The following is a 19,677-nucleotide window of genomic DNA, read 5'->3' on the forward strand; positions in this document are numbered from 1 at the left end:
GAATGCCTGACAGGATTCAGACGAACAGATCCACGGGCTTTGATGGTTGTCTTTTAGAAACGGGGAACCAGCTTGAGGAATTCGAGTTTCTGAGCGGCTTCAGCCAGCCCCTGATCCTGCGGGTTGATCTCTTTCAGCTGTAAGAATGTCTCTTCCGCAGCGGGAGTGAGGGCATACAGCAACTGGTACTTGAGAAGTAAGCTGAGAATCTTTGCCTGTTTGGGAAATGACGTATTCGCCCGTTCCATTAATGCCAGCGCTTTACCGGGAACGCCGAAGTTTTCATATTCCTGAGCCAGCTGCAGGATGTCTGACAGGAGCGGAAGCGCCTTCTGTGCCGTTTTATCAACATCATATTTTTTCGGATTTTTCAGGAAATTTTCGACTTTGACTTCCCGTTGCACCATTTTCAGCAGCGTTTGTGCTTCGCTGTCTTCCGACCCACCGGCCTGTTCCAGCAAACCAGTCGCATCAGCCGGAAGTCCCTTTGCCAGATAGACTTTCGCCAATAGTGTCTGCATTGCGGCACGGGTTTCAGGGGAGAGTGAATTCGACTCTAGCGCCTGATTGAGGACGGCTTCCACCTTATCGATCTGAGAATACTGCCACCAGGTTCGGGCGAGTTGCAGTTCCTGTTTCCCCTTACTCTCAGCAGCTTTGGTCGGATCCTGATTCACACTTTTTTCAAACGCTTTCTGCGAGAGTTCGATTCCCCGAATCAGGTCGTTGCGCAACAGCTTCTGTCCCGGCATACCCAATGCCCGCTCGAATTCGCGGATCGCTGCGGAGTATTTTTTCGTTTTATAGTAGCACCAGCCTAACAGCGAAGTGAGTTTGACATCTTTGACCTGCTGCTGTTGCAGTTCCTGGATGAACTGAATCAGTTCAGCATAGTCTTCATTTTTGAACAGCTCCTGTGCGTATGCCGTCTGAAACACTGAGCGATGCGGAAATTTTTCGTAGGCATCGCGGGCCGTGGCGAGGGACTCTCCCGGCTTCCAGTATTTCTGGCGGATGGTACCATCGCGATTCGGTTCGACTTTGAGAATCATGACGCCCCGCTCATCGTAGACAGGGTTAAATCGATAGACCAGATCCTGGTCCATCAGGTACCAGGGGAAGGCGGAGACAATTTCCCGGTCAAAAGAGGTCAGATAGTTTGCCGAGAATTTCTGAATACTTTGATGCAGTTTTTCGGGACTGATAATTTCGAAAAAGGCCAGCATCTCGAAACGATGAGCTGTGGTCGCGATGGCCGCCTGCCGGGTGATGATTCGGTCGGACGGTTTTGAATTCTGTTTCAGCCAGGTTCCTGCTCTGGTCCAGTTGCAGAATCCACTGGGAGGCAACTGGCTGGCGTAAAACTGATCAGGTTCTAACATCATCTGCAGATTGGCATGAACCAGTTGATAATCGGTTCTGACCAGACAACCGCCAAACAGGACCAGCAGCACTGCGAAAGCTGCTTTGAGAATTTTTCCTGTTACCGGGCGTGCGATCTGAATGTGCTGTTTCAAGGCACGTCCGCCTGAGGGCAGATAGGCCAGTACCACAGGCAGCAGGGGTAAAGTGAAACGTCCCTGCATCCAGGGCCAGAGGGAGAGAACCCCCACGCTGAAGATCAGGTAGCCCAGCGCGACAGTGCCCCCGCGATGACGGCGGTAGAGCATGCCGTAGCAGGAGAGTGCGATGACGGCGGCTGCCAGCAGCAGGTACATCCAGACCGGACCGGGCAGATGATAGATTTCATCCAGAATCATGCCAGTATAAGTAGGACGGATGCCGGGCATGTTGGGGAACAGCTGTTGCGCAAAGCTTTCAAAATGCGAACTGGTGCGTTCCCACATGCGGAACAGTGTGCCGATCACTCCCTGGGTCTTGATTTCATTAAGGGCAATGCTGGCGTAGCCGGTTTTTCCCAACGAAGCATTACGCAGCATCCAGAGTCCCGAAGCGGCGATGGAGCAGGCGACCCCGACCAGCCAGGGCCAGCGTGACTTGCGAACCACGGCCCAGCAGCCGACTGCCAGCACCATTGCGATCCCAATGGTACGCAGAAAGGGGAGGAAGGCGAGCAGCACCGTCATCAGGACCAGATCCCATTTGCCTGGCTGCTCCGGACGTAGTGCCAGCAGGTAGAGAATTCCCAGGGAGCAGGCCATGAACGGAATTTCGCTCATGACGAGTGTTGAGTAAAAAAGCGTATAGGGATTGATGGCAAACAGCAGCGTGATCAGTAGCGGAGACCATTGCTGCTGTTGGTCCCCGGTCAGTTCCTCCGGTTCCTCTGACTGATTGAGTCGCTGAATGTAACAGTAGAGCAGGGCCAGCATCATCAGCGCGGTCAGTAAAACGGTGGCTTTGGCGAACAGCACGTGATACGGCGCCACCCAGGCTGCGGGCATCAGCAGCACGGAGAGCCCGGGAGGCCGATGGGAGTAAAGGGGGGCGCCTGGTGTATCGATTTCACGGTAACCGTCGCCGTTGACCAGGGAGCGGGCCATGATCACGTAGCGGGCACTGTCCGGACTGAAAAAGTACTGCCGGTTCCAGCGCGCGAGAGCCATGCCTGCGAACAGGAGCAGCAACACAAAGAGACAGATTGGACGCGATCGAAAGACGTTTGTCATAGAGCTCTACCACTCGATCAAAGTCAACAAAGGAAACAGGAGCCGCGGTGATCGCGATAGAAATGCAAATGTTGTTCCCCTGAATCAGAAGTCCTGCAGAGCGGATCAGGTTGGTTCTAGAAGTAGAGAAAACGCGGGATGGTGTCGGTTATAGAGATTTTCCCTGTCAGAATTCGGTTGCAGAAGAATCGATGTCAGATTCAGTTGAGGGGACGAATGATGCTCAAAATCAACCATGTTGTTTTTTTGAAACAGAGAATCAGGGTTTTCCCGGAAGTCCTGCCGTTGCAATTTGCCGCCGATTGTTTCACAATTCGAGGCGCGCAGCGCGACGCCGTTATTAGTTTTCATGCGAACGGATTTCGAGGAACAGTCCGCTCAACACGTTTTATAAGCCAGGTAAATTATCATGGATGACAGCAGTTTTCTCGCCCTGAAAGAATCGTTACAGACCGTTGAAGAGACAGACCAGGTGATTGCATTTCTGGAGTCTCAGGATACATTCTCTTTCCCCTCCCTGGAAAATGGCCTGTTTCCCGCGGCGATCGCCCATGAATCGACGGGATATCAGAGTATCTGGGTGCGCGATAATATTCATGTTGCTCACGCTTTGTTTGCGGTAGGGAAGACCGAACCTGCTTGCAAAGCGGTGTCGACACTGGCCAGTTATTTCCTCAAGCACCGGGATCGTTTCGACAAGATCATTTCGGGAGAAACGAGCCCGAAACAGGTCATGCAGCGACCGCACATCCGCTTTGATGGAAACACACTGGGCGAAATTGATGAGAAATGGGCTCATGCCCAGAATGATGCACTGGGATACTTTGTCTGGTTATACTGTTCGATGCTAATGCAGGGAGCGTTGTCTGCGACTCCCGAATCCCTGGAGCTGCTGGCTGCATTCGTTCGCTATTTTGAAACCATCCGTTACTGGGAAGATGCGGACAGTGGGCACTGGGAAGAGGCACGCAAGATTGAAGCATCCAGTGTCGGGACGGTTGTCAGCGGTCTGGTAGCATTGAATGCGTACCTGGATCAGAGCGCCCGCTGGGCCGACCTGCAACATGATCAGACGCCGGTCACATCAGAAAAACTGAAATCGCTGATCGCGCAGGGACAGAAAGCACTGGAAGAGATCCTGCCGGCTGAATGCGTTCAAGACGATCCGCTGCTGGCCCGCAAGTATGACGGAGCGCTGCTGTTTCTGATCTTTCCACTGGGGCTGGTCAAAGGGCAGCTGGCGGATACGATCCTGGAGGATGTCAGAACTCACTTGATGGGAGATTATGGTATCCGTCGGTACCTGGGAGATTCCTACTGGTGTGCTGACTATAAGGAAGTCTTCAGTGAAGACGACCGCACCAGCGATTTCAGCGACGATCAGGCCAGCCGGGACAAGTACCTCAAACCGGGGCAGGAAGCGCAGTGGTGTATTTTCGATTCAATCATGTCGGTGATTTACGGCCAGCGTTTTCTGGAGTCGGGGCAGACAGCGGATTATGAAAAACAGCGATTTCATCTGGATCGTTCCCTGAACCAGTTGACGACGTCGGAATGTCCTTTCGGACCTTACCGTTGTCCTGAATCGTATTACCTGGAAAAAGGGAAGTACGTTCCCAACGATATTACGCCGCTGTTGTGGACGCAGGGGAATCTGATGATGGCCCTGCATCAGTGGAAGCAGACGCTGGCAGCCGGTACGTAACAGGAGCGGGTTCAGTCGCGTAGCAGCAGCTGGCGGATCAGAGCGGAGTAAGCCCGCTCGTTTTCGGCCTGTAATGCTTCTGCTGCCTGCTCCAGGAGTTCGACCTGACGCAGGGTCACCGGGATCGCCGTCTGTTGGTCGGGAGTCTCCGGAATCAGTCGTTGTACCAGTTGCTGCAGGAATGCCTCCAGGCCCGCTTTTGTGACCGAGGAAACCGGAATCGCCCGAGGAGGGAGTGGAGCCCCCCAGCGATCGGGAAGATCTGTCTTGTGGGCGACGATCAGGGCCGCAGGCCACAGGTTGAGCAGACGCTGGTCGTCTGGATGAGCGGGCTGGCTGGTGTCGATCAGAATCACGCAGGCATCTGCGGCATTCAGGATCTGTTCAGCCCGTTGAATTCCCGCGGCTTCGAGATGCTCAGCTTCCTCCCGCATGCCGGCCGTATCCGAGAACTGGAAAGGCCAGCCGGACAGGGCGGTCGTTGCGGTGAGCACATCACGGGTAGTTCCCGCTTCGTCGAATACAATAGAACGTTCATAGCCGAGTATGGCATTGATCAGGCTGGACTTCCCGACGTTCGGTCGCCCGGCCAGCACCACGTTCCAGGGGCGGGTTAAGTGCAGCCCCAGTTGTTTCCAGCAGAGCAGTTCCTGAATCTGTGACAGCAGACGTTGTGGCTCAAATAGAGTTTGTGCATCGGGCAGGAGTGCTTCAAAGGTGGTTTGTAACAGTCCCTGTGACTGGCGTAACAAAATTTCCGCAGCGCGAAAAGTGGTTGCCGAGGCGAGCACTTCCTGAAGTTCGACGTCCAGCGCTGGTGTTTTCTGGCGCGCCAGTGTCTGCCAGGATTGAATCTCACAGCCTTGAGTCTGCAGGTCTTCCAGAATGCGTTCGACGGCTGCCATTCCGCCATGGCAGTGGATGTCGACGGTGTCTAAATCAATGCGGCAGAGGACCAGGTCTTCCGAATTTGACTCGCCCCAGAGTCCGTAGACAATCTGGTTGAGGCGCTGATCGATCAGGGGTTTCCGGTTGACGGCGTGAAAGCAAGCCTGCAGCACCTGATTCAATACAGCAGGTGCGCCTTGCACACGAATCGTGGCGACGGCCCCTCTGCCGCGGGGGGTGAGCAGGGCAGCCTGGCAGGGTTGCTGAGACTGGTTTTCGAGATGACTGGTCATGCTGATTTATTGAATCCCGCGAATCTGTTGTGCCACCAGGGCCAGCCCCTGCAGGGACAGAAGAGGTTCAAAGTAAACGGAGTCATCCAGGTGCGGTGCCAGCAGTGCCGAACCGCCGCCGGTCAGCAGTACGAGAGGGCGTTCCCCGGTTGTTGAGTCAGTGAGTAACTGCTGAGTATGCTGGGTGATCAGTTCGCGGACCGCACCGAGTTGTCCCCAGAACAGACCGCTGCGAATGGCATCGGTGGTGTTTTTTCCCAGCACCACCGGTTCGTTCTGTCTCAGATCCTGCACGGGAATCAGGGGGAGCAGGGCGGTGTAGTCGTGGAGTGACTTGGCCGAGAGTTCAAAGCCGGGCAGGATGGCGCCGCCGGCGAAGCTGCCATCCGGGGTGACGACATCTACAGTCGTCGCGGTCCCGGTATCGACGATGATGGCGGCCTGCGATACCGTCTTCAACCGGTTGGCGGCGACAGCGTTAAACAGGCGATCGATGCCCACCTTACGCGGTTCGTCGACGGAGATCTTCAACGGAAACGCGTCTGTATTGAGCACTTCCAGCGGGTCGGGCAGAATGGATGCAGGCCAGTCGTTCAGGATACGTGCAATGCCGCGGGGGTTGGAGCCGGCGACGGAACTCAGGCAATCCGTTTCCTGCTGATCGAGCCAGCCTTTAATCCGGTTCCAGGGGAGTGGCTCGTCTACCAGAATCGAATGCGCATGTTCGACAAGTGGCAGCTGTTGAGACGTTCCGAGGGGGAGTTCTGTCTTGAGCAGCACAAACTTGATGCGACTGTTACCGACATCAAAGACCAGTTGTCTTAAGATTCTTGGCATGCGAGGTTTCTTTTAATTCTCGAATTAAAACAGGGTCCGATCCTGATCCTCGTCGTCCTTTGTGGAACTGCTCTTTCTTTTCCCCGTTTTTTTGGCAGGGCCTTTGGTATCCACTGATGCAGTCGCATCGAAGTCTTCCAGAACCGGATTACCATCCTCGTCCACCCGAGTCAGGATCTCAATTTTCTGTTCCGCGGTTTCGAGTCGCTGGTAACAGGAACGGAGCAGTTTGATTCCACGTTCAAACTGTTCCATCGACTCTTCCAGACCGGCAGTGCCCGATTCGAGAGTATTGACAATCTCCTGTAACTCGGTCAGTGATTCTTCAAACAGGGGTTCTTCCGGATTTTCTTTTGTACTCTTTTTCTTGGCCATGATATCAGATCTTAATAGTAAAAATGGTTTGCGATTTTCAACAGGAATCAGGCAAGATCCGTCTTTTCTTTCGGGGTTGTGGTGACTTTCTGAACCTGGCTGGTGATCGTGCCATCAGCGACTTTGGTATTGATCGTATCGCCCGGTTTCACCTGATCGATGGACTTGATGATTTCCGGAGCTGCCTGTTCCGTTTCTCCTGCCAGGCGGGTGATACTGTATCCGCGACTCAGGACCTTCAAAGGACTTAACGCTTCCAGGGCAGAGGCCAGATGCCGGGTTTCTGACTGCAGTCGGCTGACCAGTTCCCGGGTACTGCGTTTCAGGCGGCGATCCAGTTCATCGAGCTGTGAAGCGCGGTTGTGGATCAGATCCATGGGGCGGGTCAGGGCAGGCCGTGCGGCCAGGGCGTCCAACTGCAGACGAATCTGTCGGGCGCGCTGTTTGAGGTTGGTTGCCAGTTGTCCTCGCCAGTGGGTGAGGGTGGCGAGAACATCGGTCTGCAGCGGGACCGCCAGTTCGGCAGCTTCGCTGGGAGTCAGAGCGCGACGGTCGGCGACGAGATCGGCAATACTGATATCGATTTCATGACCAACGGCACTGATGATGGGAATCGGGCAGTTGAATATCGCGCGGGCGACGACTTCTTCATTAAATGCCCAGAGGTCTTCCAGGCTGCCGCCGCCTCGACCTGTGATGATGGTGTCAACTCCCGGCAGTTGGGCCGCAGCTTCGATGCCGGCAGCGATCTGTTCAGCGGCGCCTTCTCCCTGAACGGCGACGGGGACGATAACCAGATCGGAGGCCTGCCAGCGCCGGGTAATGACCTGCAGCATGTCGCGGACCGCAGCACTGGTGGGGCTGGTGACCAGCGCAATTTTACGCGGGAAGCGGGGGATTGGCTGTTTGTGTTCGGGTTCGAACAAACCTTCCGCAGCCAGCTTTTCCTGCATCTGGCGGAAAGCGAGTTCCAGCGCGCCGACGCCTTGCGGGAGCAACTGTTCAATGTTGAGTTGATAAGTACCGCGCGCCTGGTAGACTTCGATGGGACCGGCGGCAACCACTTCCATGCCGTCTTCGATCTGGAACTTGAGCCGGGAGGCGGTACGTTTCCAGATCACGGCACGGAGTTGTGCGTTGTCGTCTTTCAGCGTCAGGTAGACGTGTCCCGAACGTGCTACGGTGCAGTTTGAAATTTCGCCGATGACCCAGGTGTAGGGAAAGTTGGCTTCGACCAGATTTTTGATCTGCCGTGTGGTCTCGGTGACCGACAGGATTTCAGGTTCCAGAAGAGACATACAAATACTTTATGGAGTTAAATTCAGTGGCGATTAAGGGAGTATCGACTTCAGATAGTCAATTCCCCGCCGACAGTCTTCCACCCGCTGATCTCCCTGCGTGCGATCGACGGCGAGCCAGCCCTGATAGCCGGTCTCCCAGACCAGGGGGAGGAACTGATCCCACATCACCATTCCCTTACCCAGGGGGACTTCCTGACCATCCGTGTCCATTTCGCGAATGGCATCGCGCAGACGATAGGCACGGATCCAGGGATGCAGTTCGCGGATCGTCGTTTCCGGGTTGTGGTTATTGAGTATCATGTCGGCCGTATCCAGTTCGATACCCAGGAATCCGGTATTCACCTGGGAGACCAGTTCGCGGATGACGGCGGAAGAGTTCTTTCCGCAGGCGATACAGAGTTCGGTGCCGATATGATTGGAGAAGCGGGCCAGGTCGTTGAGGACTTCACGAATGAGATCGATGTTACCGCCCTCACCAGATTGAATGAGGCCCGGATGAATAATCAGCGTGGGAACCTGCAACCGCCAGGCAAATTCCAGAGCAGAGCGGATTTGCGACATCCGCTGGTCCAGAAATTCAGGGTCGATCAGTGCACCGCGCGCAGGCAGTCTGAAGGAGGCGAGACCGAGATTGAACTCTTCCAGGAGTTTGCGAAACTGGCGGTCTCCGGAAGCCCCAAATGAGGTGGGGGAGATTTCCTGTTGTACGTCGAGCTGGACCCCGCGGGCTCCGATCCGGGCGGCTGTTTTGATAGCGTTTTTGATTGGCATACCAAAGCAGCGTGTCGCAACAGCGAGTTTCAAACGTGACATTCTTGACCTTAAAACAAAACGCGAAACGGGTATTTTAACTGAGTCGGATAAAAGCAGCAATTCGTGCGACTGGCAAAGTTTAGCTAACCGGAAGTGAAAAGAGAATGATCTCCCGGCGTTCAGGGAACCGGATTGAAAAAACAGGTTTCCCAGGCGGGTTCACGATAGAGAATCCCTCGAAAAATGGTCGATTATGAGAGAGAGCCTCAAAATCGCCCGGGAAATTCCATGATACTGTCATCGCTGCTGACCTGCTACCTTGCGTTGCTGAACGGTTTACCCGTAGAGGGTAATCTCGTGGAAGATACGTTGCCCATTTTGTCCTATTCGTTTGAGACTGACCAGGACCGGGATTTCGATGATTTGCCGGACGACTGGTCGCGACGGAAGGGGCCGGGGTACCCCCAGTACGTGGAGGTCAGCATCGATCGAAATCAGGGGCGCACCGGTTCTCAGAGCCTGCACATTGGCGTCAACGGCGGACATGCCACGCTCTATTCGCCGCCGCAAAAGATTGATGCTGACCATGCTTATGTGTTTCGTGGCTATATTAAAACGCAGCGTCTCAAGTATGATGCAGCGCTGGTCTCGATTTCCTTTCTGGATCACAAACGCCAGCGGGTGCAGCATTTTGTGAGCCGTCCCGTGACCGGGACGCATAACGACTGGGTGGAAGTCACCCTGGGGCCGCTGACACCAGAACCGAACGTGCGATTTATCGTCATCGGCTGCCACGTGGCCCATAATAATCTGAAGGATATTTCGGGTGACATCTGGTTCGATGACCTGTGGGTGGGCAGCCTGCCTCAGCTCGATATCCTGAATAACTATCATCGTCACTTTGTCGATCATGATGCGGAGATCAGGGTCAGCAGCCGGATCAGTGGGCTGAATCCCAAAAACAGATATCGCCTGGATCTGGAACTGATTGACAGTTCGAATCGGAAGGTGGCCTCCTCTGCATTAGATCTGGTCACAGATCCGAATGACGTCAAGGGGGCTCCCAACAGCAGACTGTTGGACGGTAATAATCATACAGAAGTCTGGCGACTGAAGCCGATGGAGTACGGCTTTTATGAAGTCCGCTCCAAGCTGGTCAGAGATGAAAAAGCGATCCTGGAAAAGAAAACATCGTTTGCCGTGATCGATCTGGTGAATCCCCGGTCGCAGGGGGAATTTGGCTGGACGATTTCTGAAGAACAGGGCCAGTTGCCCATCAATGAACTGCCTGATATTGCAGCACAGGCGGGAATTAACTGGATCAAGTTCCCCTTATGGAATGTCATGGCCTCAGAAGACATTCACCATCCCAGCCGGATTGCAGAAATGCTGGACCAGTTTTCTAACCGGGGGATCATGCCGGTCGGCTTGTTGAACAATCCGCCGAAGGATTTACGCTCGCAGTTTGCCAAGGACTGGCAGGGGGTCAGCGGGATCTTTACGATGCCTGCCAGTTTCTGGTCACCTTCCCTGGAAGAGGTCTTCGCACGGTATACCTCGCTGGTGAACTACTGGCAGCTGGGAGGAGACGATGACAAGAGTTTTATCGGGATGCAGAAGCTGACGGAGACATTGAAGAATGTCAAATCCGAGCTGGATCTGATCGGTCGGGACACCCATGTGGGGATTCACTGGGACTGGAAGACGCCGCTGCCTGAAAACCACATGACGCACAGTTTTGTTTCGATCAAAAACGACGAGCGACTGACGGCAGCCGAACTGGCAGAGGAACTGCACAATGCAAAGCTCGGTTCCGGGACGGGCCCCCGCTGGGTGACACTGACTCCTTTGCCCCGGGATGGTTACTCCCCCGAGGAACGGGCCATCGATCTGGTCAAGCGGATGGTGACTGCCAAGTACATGGGCGCTGATGCGATTTTTGCGTCATCTATCTTTGATGAACAACATGGACTGCTCAACCAGAATGGTTCTCCTTCTCTGCTGTTTCTGCCCTGGCGAACCGTGGCGCTGGCACTACAGGGGGCGAAATATATTGGCAGGTTCAATATGCCGAATAAGAGCACGAACCATATCTTTGTCCGAGATCAGGAAGCGATTGCCGTCGTCTGGAATGATGAACCGACAGAAGAGGTGATCTATCTGGGGGAGGATGTTTACGCGACCGATGTCTGGGGTAAGCGGATTCCGCTGGAGCGGGATGCGAAGACGTATCGCCACAAACTTCCAGTGACCAGTTCGCCGATCATTCTGAGAAAATGCAATCAGCAGATTGCCTACTGGAGACTGGCGGCTCAATTTGAAAAAGGCAAGTCCAAGAGCGAATATGGCGGTCATGCCGATGCGATCCTGGGGAAGAATACCTTTTCGCAGAGTGTGCGGGGCAAGGCGGTGCTGAATGTGCCCAAAGGCTGGGAAGTCGAACCGCGGGAGTGGGTATTTAATACAGGGACAGGAGAAGACTTCCGCCTGGAAACCTTCATGACGCTGCCTTCAAACGCGAGTCTGGGGAAGAAAGATGTGTCGATCGACTTCGATATTTTTGCCGAACGCAAGTATTCGATTCGCGTGCATCGTCCTTACCACGTCGGTCTGGGAGATATTGTGATCAGAGTCGTGGATAAAAAACTCGAAGGGAATGTGCTGGAGATCGAACAGATCATTGTAAATAACACATCGCCCCAGGAAACACTACAATTCCGCTGCAGTCTGTTCATTCCGAGTATGAAACGCATGCAACGCTTTATTACCGAACTTAAACATGGACAGGATCGCAAACTGTATTACCTGCCGAATGCGGATCGGCTCAAAGGGAAAGAACTCTGGATCCGGGCCGAGCAGGTCAATGGACGCCGGATTTTGAATTATCGCTGGACAGTAGGTGAGAACTGGGGAGCCTCCGAGCCTGTGACACGCAAAGCAGACTCACTCCGGGGAACGCGCATGCGTTGATACCCGCTCAGGCGGCATCGAGGTCTTCGTCTTCTGAGTCCTCATCTTCATATTCTGTGAACGAATCCAGTTCCTCTTCTTCGGATGCCTCTATTTCCAGGTCTTCATTTTCTGCTGTGAGTTCTTCTGTTTCCTCAGACTCACTGGATTTTTCTGGCTCGCTGTCTTCATTTTCGTCAACGGGCTGTGGTGCCTCGGGTCTGATGCGGAGCGCCTCTCCCATGGGGAGATCGTCCAGATTTTTCAGACCGAAGATTTCCAGGAATTTCCGTGTTGTTTCATACAGGAAGGGACGCCCGAGGGAATCGTCTTTGCCGCCGATGCGAACCAGGCCGCGGTCCATCAACTGTTTGAGCATTTCTGCACTCTGAACCCCGCGGATCGATTCGATGTCTGCCCGGGTGATGGGCTGGCGATAGACGACGATGGCCAGCGTTTCCATGGCGGGGGGAGAGAGTTTGAGAGCCGCCTGCCGCTGGTGGAGTTTATTCAGCCAGAACGAGTACTGGGGGTGGGTCATCATACGGTAACCGGTGGCAACCCGCTTGATATGAAAGGCGGACTGGCTGGCGGCCAGAGCGTCGTTGAGTTGATCGATGAGTTCTTTGGCTTCCGAAGCATTGGCCAGTGTAGCCAACTGGGCAATCTTGCGCGTGGACAGCGCGCTGTCAGCCACGAAGAGTACCGCTTCCACTTTGGCCATTTTCAGACTGCGGCGGGTATCCACTTCCTGATCTGTGGCAAACAGCAGGCTGTTGGAATCTGCGGAACGGACCTGAAAATTCCAGCGGAATCCGCTGGCCGGTGTGTGTTGGCAGACTGCGTCGGCCAGAGGAAGTTTCGGATAATTAGCGCGCCCGTATGCGTGCTGTTGAGATGCGGAACAGGGAAACATGTGAAGCTTATCGCACCGTGAAGTTTTGAGAATAGGTGGCTACTTTCTGGCTGATTTCATCTTCCACAGTCAGTTTCATGATGTGGGGCCCCAGTGAAATATTGCGGGGGATCTCAAATTTGTAGCTGTGAAAATAATCTTTTCGCACATTGCGACAGAGATCTTCGGTGGTATCGAAGGGGATTTCCGCTATCAGGTCGCCGTTGGTGCCCGCTTTGAAAATCTGGATTTTCGACTTCAACAGTGTGCGGTACATGCCGTCTGCTGTCAGCTCGCTGGTAAAGTTCTCAATTTCTGCGTAGACCAGGACCGGACGACCGGGCGTGTATTCATCACGCTCGAAGCGTTCGTAGCTGCCGTAACTGTTGATCTTGTGACAGAAGGCGACATTCTTGAGTTTGAGGTTGGCTTTTTCCTGTAGCCGGGCAGTAGCCTGGCGGAGCTGGGTCACCGTTTGCGTGGCCCGGTCGGCAGCATCCGGAATGGCTGTTTCATCAAAGTAGTTGGCAACCGCCCAGAAGGTCTGCTGCCAGAATTCCTGATCTGCCGGGTCGATCCCTGGGATGGCTTCCAGAGCCCGTTCATGATGACCTGCCATCAGGTAGAGCATCCGCAGGTAGACGTGCCGTTCAATGTAATTCTGTTTTTCTTCGGGGGTCGAACCAGGTTCAAGCTGGGCGATTTCGGATTCGGCAACCGAGATCAACTGTTGCAGTTGATCCTGGGCAGAGGCACCTGACTGAGCTGTTGCCATCGGGACTGGTTGTGGTGTCAGTTGAACCGATTGTGGATTCGCGGTCTGCAGCTGTTGCGGACCGGGAGAAGTAACCGGCAGCGGTTGTGCTCCCTGGTTCTGCTGACCAATGATGGCTGTGCTGGTTCGGGTAATCCCGTTCTGAATGGCGGAAGTTCCCTGATGGATGGCTGACGAGAGCCTGCTTTTCAGGGGCCCGACCACGGGAATATTATTCAGACCCTGGCTGATGGCCTCTGAAGTGGAATAGCCCTGTGGTTGTCCGGGGACAACTGCCGGCAGGCCCGTTCCTGGATTGGCCCCCAACGTTTCAAGAGAACCAAGCTGGACCGGGTTATTCATCTGCTGTGTCTGCTGACTGCCGGGAGTGATTTGCCCCGGAGGTGCCAGCTGCTGGGCACTGGCCTGCTGCACGGTGGGCTGTTGTTGATTTCCCAGGGCCAGGGTTGTGTTCGGGGTCGGTGATCCACCAGGTTGAGTGTGTCCCAGGCCGGGCAGGTTGATCGGAGCCGAGGGCGAGGTTTTCTGTTCGGCCAGCTGCTGTTCCTGCATACTGTTGACCATTCTTCGCGTGCGAAGAATCTTTTTGATCATTTCCGGATCAACGCCTTTGAAACTGGCCAGATACTGAGCCCGTTCTTTGGGGGTGGCGTCTTTCAGTTCTTCGTGAATGTAGGCCAGCACTTCTGCACTGTGGGTGGTGACTTTGGCAGGCTGCTTTTCTGACGGAGTCGTTGATGGTTTCAGTTCAATCGAGTCCGTTTCAGTACTGCTGACTTTCTCTTCTGCTGATCCATCGACTTTGGCAACCGCTGTTTCATCTTCGGCTTTGGTTTCTTTTTCTGGTTTCTCAGTTTTCTCTTTGGACGAGGCGGACTTTCCCCAGTTCCACGGGGCAACAGGCGCTTTCCAGGCGATGGCCCGGGTGCCTGATGTGGAAGCACATCCGCTCATCAATATTGAAAGTAGAACAGCAGGAATAACCATGCTGAGCCGGTATCGAGTCATTATGTTGCCCGGTTTCATGGGGTGAAGGGCTGGATTCACTGAGGCACGCTGAAGGTGCTGAGTGGAAATAAATGTCGTTGGAGGTGATTGAATCTGAGTGAGAGTTGATCCTGATCAGATTCCTGATGTGACAGGAATGGGTTTTTTATGAAAAATCGCAAAATGAAGCAAGATCGATTCAAGTGAACGAGAATCAGAGCCGAATCCTACTTGAATCCTCAGAAGAACTGGAAAGGGTGGTGCTGGTAAGTGTCTATATATCAGCGGTTTATGTTTCATGAAGTCTGGGCATGAGGCGCAGGTTCAGAGAGCAGTCCAATGCATCTGCATCGTTCCCTGCCGCGAACAGATAAAATGGAATCGTTTAATTCAGGGGAGTTCCCAGCTGCTGTCGAACAGTTCAGCCCAGACAGTTTCGTTTTCAAAGTTGCCGTTTTTGTTCTCTTTGAATTTGATGACCGCGATATCTCCCAGTTTGGGAAACAGCCAGGAGTTGGACGCCCGGAAATCTTTTTCGTGCATCGTATGCCCGGAATTGATCACGACATACCGCGTCGGATTCAGCGGGTTGGGATAGATCAAAGCGATTCCGTGATTTCGAGTGTCGTAGCTTTTACCGTTGACGGTAATCTTATCCTTCGTCCATTGGATCGGCAGATCTTCGATGACTTTGGCAATCAACGCATTGGAACCGGGATCACCGAACAGGATCAGGTTTTTGTCTGCAATGGTCTGGTCGGTGACCTGTTGATCCGTGATGACAGGAACTTTGCCCCGCAGCCATTTGTCGAATTCTTTTTCAAACAGCGCGAGGACCGATTGCGACCAGGCCTGTTGTTCGGGGTTCCAGGGAGTGCCAGTCCCTTTGACACAGACAAAGGGAAGGGTGAACGCATCGTCGATCGGGCCTTGCAGGTTGCGGCGTTTGCGTTGATTTGAGTTTTCGATAAATGACCTGGAATCATCGTACTTAAGCACATCCCAGCCTGCGTTCCCCTTTACGAAATAAACCTGAGGTAACAGACCGCTGGCAGCTGATTCCAGCGGGAGCAGTGTACCATCGAGTTCAACTTTGGGGGCAATGTCGCGGGCGATCGAGAGGGCAGCGACATTATCGGTGGTCAGAACCAGGTTACCGGAATCCTCATCCAGTCCGCCTTCGACGGTCGTTGGTTCATACATCTGATCCAGTTCTTCAATGTTGAGCCATTCGCATTCATTGAATTTGGGTGTGTAGGTGATGAAGCGGATCTGTTTGCGGCCCGGCCAGGCGGGGCGTCCCTGTTCTGAGTGTTTGAGCAGATCGGCAAGGAAATCCTGAAAGGCGGGCATTCGCGACTGGTGGGTTGCTTCGGGGCTGATATACAGCGGGATTTTGATATCCAGTTCTTTGGCTTTTTCGACCATGCGGGTACTGGAAACGAGCTGTTTATCTTTTCCTCCCCCATAAGTCACGACAGGAACGTCGGCGGCATTCAGCGCGTAATCAATGGAGTCGTAGATCCGCAGGGTTTTATCCTGGTAAGGGGGGAGTTTGCCTTTATAGTTCTGGTACTGGTAGAAGTCGACAAAGCCGGCTCCGGGACCGACGCCGCACCATTCAGATGGATAATGCAGGCCGAGGTGCCAGGCACCGGCACCACCCATGGAGAAGCCACGCAGGGTGATGCGCTGTTTGTCGATCAGGTGGCGTTTTTTGACATCGGCGATCGCTTCGTGCACATCGACTTCACCGCTCCAGCGCCAGCCGTTATCGGTGCGACCAAAGGGATCGAGGTGCAGCCAGTCGTGATCTTTGCGCGGCCCTCTGCCGTTGGGGTGCATGAGGAAGAAGACTTCATTGCGTTTCCCGCCCCGGCCATGCAGTTCCACATGCAGCGGCCAGCGGTGGCTGGATTTTTGTTTGAAGTCTGCCGGGAATGTCAGGGCATACGGTTGAACGGAACCATCAATTTTGGAGTAGTAACCGAACAGCACGGTGCCGACCGGATCAGTCCACTCCGGTTTGCCAACCGCGAGTTGTTGTGCCCGCTTGCGCCCCGTTTCGAGGACCTGGTAGGTTTCTTTGACGTACTGCGGTTTATAAAACTCCTGATGGCGTAAGATCCATTCCGCAGCCTTGGCGTAGATTTCCACATCCGCGAGCAGCGAGCGATCGATTTTCTGATCCTGCTTGAGTTTTTGAATCTGCTGTTGCAGATCCTGCAGTTCGGCTTCGAGTTTCGCACGATCGGCGGGAGGCGCGTCCTGAGCAGACAGCTTTGAGAACGTGGAAACCAGTAAGGCGAACAGTGCCAGCACAAAAACAAAGCGGGAGCGGAGGCTGCGATGCATGGTGGAACCCTGATAATGAAAAAGGAATCGGTACCGTAATCGGCGGGTGATTTCTCAATTTACATTATCACGGATGGAAGGGCCACACAAGAGGTACGATGATCACTGTCAGCAGCCAGACGATCAAAGTCAGCGGGCCTCCGATGCGGAGGTAGTCTCCATATTTATACCCCCCGGGACCGAAGACCATCAGGTTTGTCTGGTAGCCGATGGGAGTGGCGAAGCAGGCTGCTGCCGAAATGATGATGGTGATCACAAAGGGCATCAGGTCGACTCCCAGAGCGTTGGCGGTTGCGACCGTGATGGGGAAGATAAGAGTTGCCGTGGCTTTGGCGGTGATCAGGTTGGTTAAGATCAGTGTGATGAACGAGAGGATCGCCAGGACGATCAGGGGGCTGTCGTTGGCCATGCCGGTAAAGGCGTTGGCGATCAGCTTGGCGGCACCGGAACTGTAGATCGCCTGACCGATGCCCAGACCGGCGGCAATGGTGATCAGCACGCCCCAGTCGATGGAGCGTTTCGCTTCCGTGGCGCTGCAGCAGCGGGTGGCGGTCATCAGGCCGGCGGCAACCATGGCAGCCACGAGCATGGGAATGTTGAACAGGGCGACCATCCCGATCATGGCCAGCAGAATCAGACGTGCGATCCAGGCACGTTCATGCCGAGGCGGAGTGGAATCTTCGACCTGGCTGACCAGGAAGAACTCACGGGAGTTGCGCTGCTGGTCGATGAACGAGGGGTGTGCTTCGATGAGCAGTGTGTCGCCACGTTGCAGTTCAATGTCACCGATTTTTTTATTGATCCGCTGACCGTTACGTGCCACCGCGATCACCGCGGCATTGTAATTGGAGCGAAATTTGGCGGTGCGGATGGACATGTTGAGGAAGCGGAAGCTGTCTGAGACGACCGCTTCGATCAGGCAGCGTTCGGAACGGGGACCGGAGAGTTTGAACAACTGGTCCGTGGCTGGTTTCAGGCCAGGGATCTTCTGCAGATCGATGACTGATTCGACAACCCCTACGAAGACGAGTTGATCGTTGGCAGCCAGGCGTTCGTTCGAGGAGACCGCGGCGATGACATCGTCAGCCCGGTCGATTTCCATCAGGTACATGCCGGGTAGATGCCGCAGGCCCGCCTGTTCGATCGTTTTGCCAATCAGGGGGCAACCGGGTTCGACGACCATTTCTACCGTGTATTCGCGGGGGTCGTCCATGGGAGTGATCGCGGGTTTTCGTTCAGGGAGCAACCAGCGTGAGCAGACCAGCAGGTAAATCAGTCCTATGACCATCACCGGGACTCCGACCCAGGCGACTTCGAACATGGAAAGCCCGGGGCGGCCGGTCTGCCTTTGCAGCAGTCCATCCACCACGAGGGTTGTGCTGGTGCCGACGAGTGTGCAGAGTCCTCCCAGGATGGCGGCATAGCTCAGAGGGAGCATGAGATGCGAAATGGAAATTCGCATTTTCTTGGCCCAGTCGGAAATAACGGGCATCATCATTGCGACGACAGGCGTGTTATTCAGGAATGCACTCAGGACGGCAGAGGGAACCATCACGCGTGCTTGCGCATCGGTGAGCGATTTAGGGCGGCCCAGCATCTGCTGCCCTGCGAAGGAGAAGCCGCCTGTCTGCCTGATGCCTTCACTGACCACGAACAGGAAGGCAACGGCCAGGAGTCCTTCATTGGAAAAACCTTCGACAGCTTTGCCGACCGGGACGATGCCGGTGACGATGAGGATCGTCAGGCCACCCATGAGGATCGTATCAGCGCCGGCACGTAGAAACGTCAGCGAGCAGATTACTCCTGCCAAAACGAGAAACGTGACTACGATTTGCCAGTCCATGTCGGTTAATACATCATCAAAAGACGGATCAATGCAGGAATATGTATGTCGGTTAAAATTCGAGTTCGTCCAGAGACTGAATCAGGAGTGAGTGTAGATGTCCGTTGGTGACAATCACCCCCTGATTATTCGTCAGTTCGTATCCCTGGTCAAACTGCAGCGGGTTCCCATGAATGTCAGTGACTTCGCCTCCCGCCTCTTCGACGAGCAGGACTCCCGCAGCGTGATCCCAGATTTTTTCACGGTATCCGGGGCGTGTAGGCAGTCGCATGTAAATGTCGGCGTCTCCCTGGGCGACCACAGCATACTTGGCCTGGCTGTCGAGACGCCGCGGCTCTTTGCTGATTCCCAGTCGTTCAGCGAGCTGCTGGGAATGGCTGTGCGAACTGTGTCCCGATTCGACTGACTCACAAAAGCGTGACTCCGAGAAATCAGCAGTGGTGGTGACGCGAATCCGTTTCGGTTCCTGTTCGCGCACCAGAGGCAGTGCATAAGAGCCCTCGCCTGCGACAGCGTAATACAGTGTGCCCGCGGTTGGATTTTCACCGGGAAACGGCATGTTGGGACAGCCCAGTACACCGAGGACGATTTTGCCATCCACGATCAGCGCCAGCGAAACAGCGTACTGTTCCTTGCGTAAAAAACCTTTCGTCCCGTCGATAGGATCGAGGGTCCAGAAACGGTCGCTGTAGCTTTTGGCACCACCAAAATCGATCCAGGTACAGACATTCTCGGGAGTCGGATCCTGGATACTGGCGGCAGTCAGTTCCGCCACGATTTTTTCAAGAAACTCCTGGTTTTCCGGGGCGCGCAGTTCAGCGGCATCTTCTTCACCAATAATGGGGTCTTCCGGAAATGCCTTGTTCAGCGCACGACAGATGACAGCCTGGCTGCTGAAGTCAGCGATCGTTACCGGGCTTTTATCTGTTTTCTCCAGCACCTCATCAGTAATCGCAGACTGAACCGTCCTGCAGATCAAGGCAGCCTGTCTGACTGCCAGGAGGGCCGTTTTTAATTCCTGTTCCAAAGATTCTGTCATGATTCCAGGTCGTTTCGGGTGAAGCTGACTGTCTTGTGTGCGAATAATATCG

The 19,677-nt window shown here is 54.5% G+C and carries 13 protein-coding genes; 2 read left to right on the top strand and 11 right to left on the bottom strand.

Features of this window, described 5'->3' with window-relative positions; translation table 11 throughout:
* Positions 1 to 53: 53 nt before the first annotated feature.
* Positions 54 to 2,630, bottom strand: a complete 2,577-nt coding sequence (locus tag Enr10x_RS02465) for a tetratricopeptide repeat protein (RefSeq protein ID WP_145448050.1) — start codon at positions 2,628 to 2,630, stop codon at positions 54 to 56.
* A 409-nt stretch (positions 2,631 to 3,039) separates the two neighbouring features.
* Here Enr10x_RS02465 and Enr10x_RS02470 point away from each other — a divergent pair, with 409 nt between their 5' ends.
* Entirely contained in the window at positions 3,040 to 4,335 is a 1,296-nt protein-coding gene (locus Enr10x_RS02470) for a glycoside hydrolase family 15 protein (RefSeq protein WP_145448051.1), read from the top strand.
* 11 nt (positions 4,336 to 4,346) lie between these two features.
* Here the strand turns inward: Enr10x_RS02470 and Enr10x_RS02475 are convergent, their stop codons facing one another.
* From Enr10x_RS02475 to Enr10x_RS02495, 5 genes are read right to left on the bottom strand one after another with little or no spacing between them, the layout of a single operon-like run.
* Entirely contained in the window at positions 4,347 to 5,516 is a 1,170-nt protein-coding gene (locus Enr10x_RS02475; RefSeq protein ID WP_145448052.1) for a GTPase, read from the bottom strand.
* A gap of 6 nt (positions 5,517 to 5,522) precedes the next feature.
* Complete coding sequence (locus Enr10x_RS02480; RefSeq protein ID WP_145448053.1) at positions 5,523 to 6,353, bottom strand: type III pantothenate kinase; 831 nt, start codon at positions 6,351 to 6,353, stop codon at positions 5,523 to 5,525.
* A gap of 24 nt (positions 6,354 to 6,377) precedes the next feature.
* Positions 6,378 to 6,728, bottom strand: a complete 351-nt coding sequence (locus Enr10x_RS02485; protein ID WP_145448054.1) for an exodeoxyribonuclease VII small subunit — start codon at positions 6,726 to 6,728, stop codon at positions 6,378 to 6,380.
* 47 nt (positions 6,729 to 6,775) lie between these two features.
* The gene (xseA, locus tag Enr10x_RS02490) at positions 6,776 to 8,026 is read right to left on the bottom strand and encodes an exodeoxyribonuclease VII large subunit (RefSeq protein ID WP_145448055.1); all 1,251 of its coding nucleotides are present in this window, start codon (positions 8,024 to 8,026) and stop codon (positions 6,776 to 6,778) included.
* A 33-nt stretch (positions 8,027 to 8,059) separates the two neighbouring features.
* Positions 8,060 to 8,842 (bottom strand): sugar phosphate isomerase/epimerase family protein, encoded by a 783-nt coding sequence (locus tag Enr10x_RS02495; RefSeq protein WP_145448056.1) that lies wholly within the window; start codon positions 8,840 to 8,842, stop codon positions 8,060 to 8,062.
* Positions 8,843 to 9,070: 228 nt separating this feature from the next.
* Here Enr10x_RS02495 and Enr10x_RS02500 point away from each other — a divergent pair, with 228 nt between their 5' ends.
* Positions 9,071 to 11,752: a hypothetical protein gene (locus Enr10x_RS02500; protein ID WP_145448057.1), complete on the top strand. Its 2,682-nt coding sequence runs from the start codon at positions 9,071 to 9,073 to the stop codon at positions 11,750 to 11,752.
* 7 nt (positions 11,753 to 11,759) lie between these two features.
* On the opposite strand, the gene scpB is transcribed toward Enr10x_RS02500, so the two are convergent.
* From scpB to Enr10x_RS02525, 5 genes are all read right to left on the bottom strand, one after another.
* On the bottom strand, positions 11,760 to 12,647 hold the full coding sequence (gene scpB, locus Enr10x_RS02505) for an SMC-Scp complex subunit ScpB (RefSeq protein WP_197997458.1): 888 nt from the start codon (positions 12,645 to 12,647) through the stop codon (positions 11,760 to 11,762).
* A gap of 7 nt (positions 12,648 to 12,654) precedes the next feature.
* Entirely contained in the window at positions 12,655 to 14,355 is a 1,701-nt protein-coding gene (locus Enr10x_RS02510; RefSeq protein WP_145448058.1) for a mediator complex subunit 15 domain-containing protein, read from the bottom strand.
* A 423-nt stretch (positions 14,356 to 14,778) separates the two neighbouring features.
* The gene (locus tag Enr10x_RS02515; protein WP_145448059.1) at positions 14,779 to 16,743 is read right to left on the bottom strand and encodes a hypothetical protein; all 1,965 of its coding nucleotides are present in this window, start codon (positions 16,741 to 16,743) and stop codon (positions 14,779 to 14,781) included.
* A gap of 67 nt (positions 16,744 to 16,810) precedes the next feature.
* Positions 16,811 to 18,586 (bottom strand): SLC13 family permease, encoded by a 1,776-nt coding sequence (locus tag Enr10x_RS02520; protein WP_145448060.1) that lies wholly within the window; start codon positions 18,584 to 18,586, stop codon positions 16,811 to 16,813.
* A 52-nt stretch (positions 18,587 to 18,638) separates the two neighbouring features.
* Complete coding sequence (locus tag Enr10x_RS02525; protein ID WP_145103696.1) at positions 18,639 to 19,625, bottom strand: 3'(2'),5'-bisphosphate nucleotidase; 987 nt, start codon at positions 19,623 to 19,625, stop codon at positions 18,639 to 18,641.
* Positions 19,626 to 19,677 lie beyond the last annotated feature (52 nt).

It is taken from the genome of Gimesia panareensis (genome assembly GCF_007748155.1).
Taxonomy (GTDB): domain Bacteria; phylum Planctomycetota; class Planctomycetia; order Planctomycetales; family Planctomycetaceae; genus Gimesia; species Gimesia panareensis.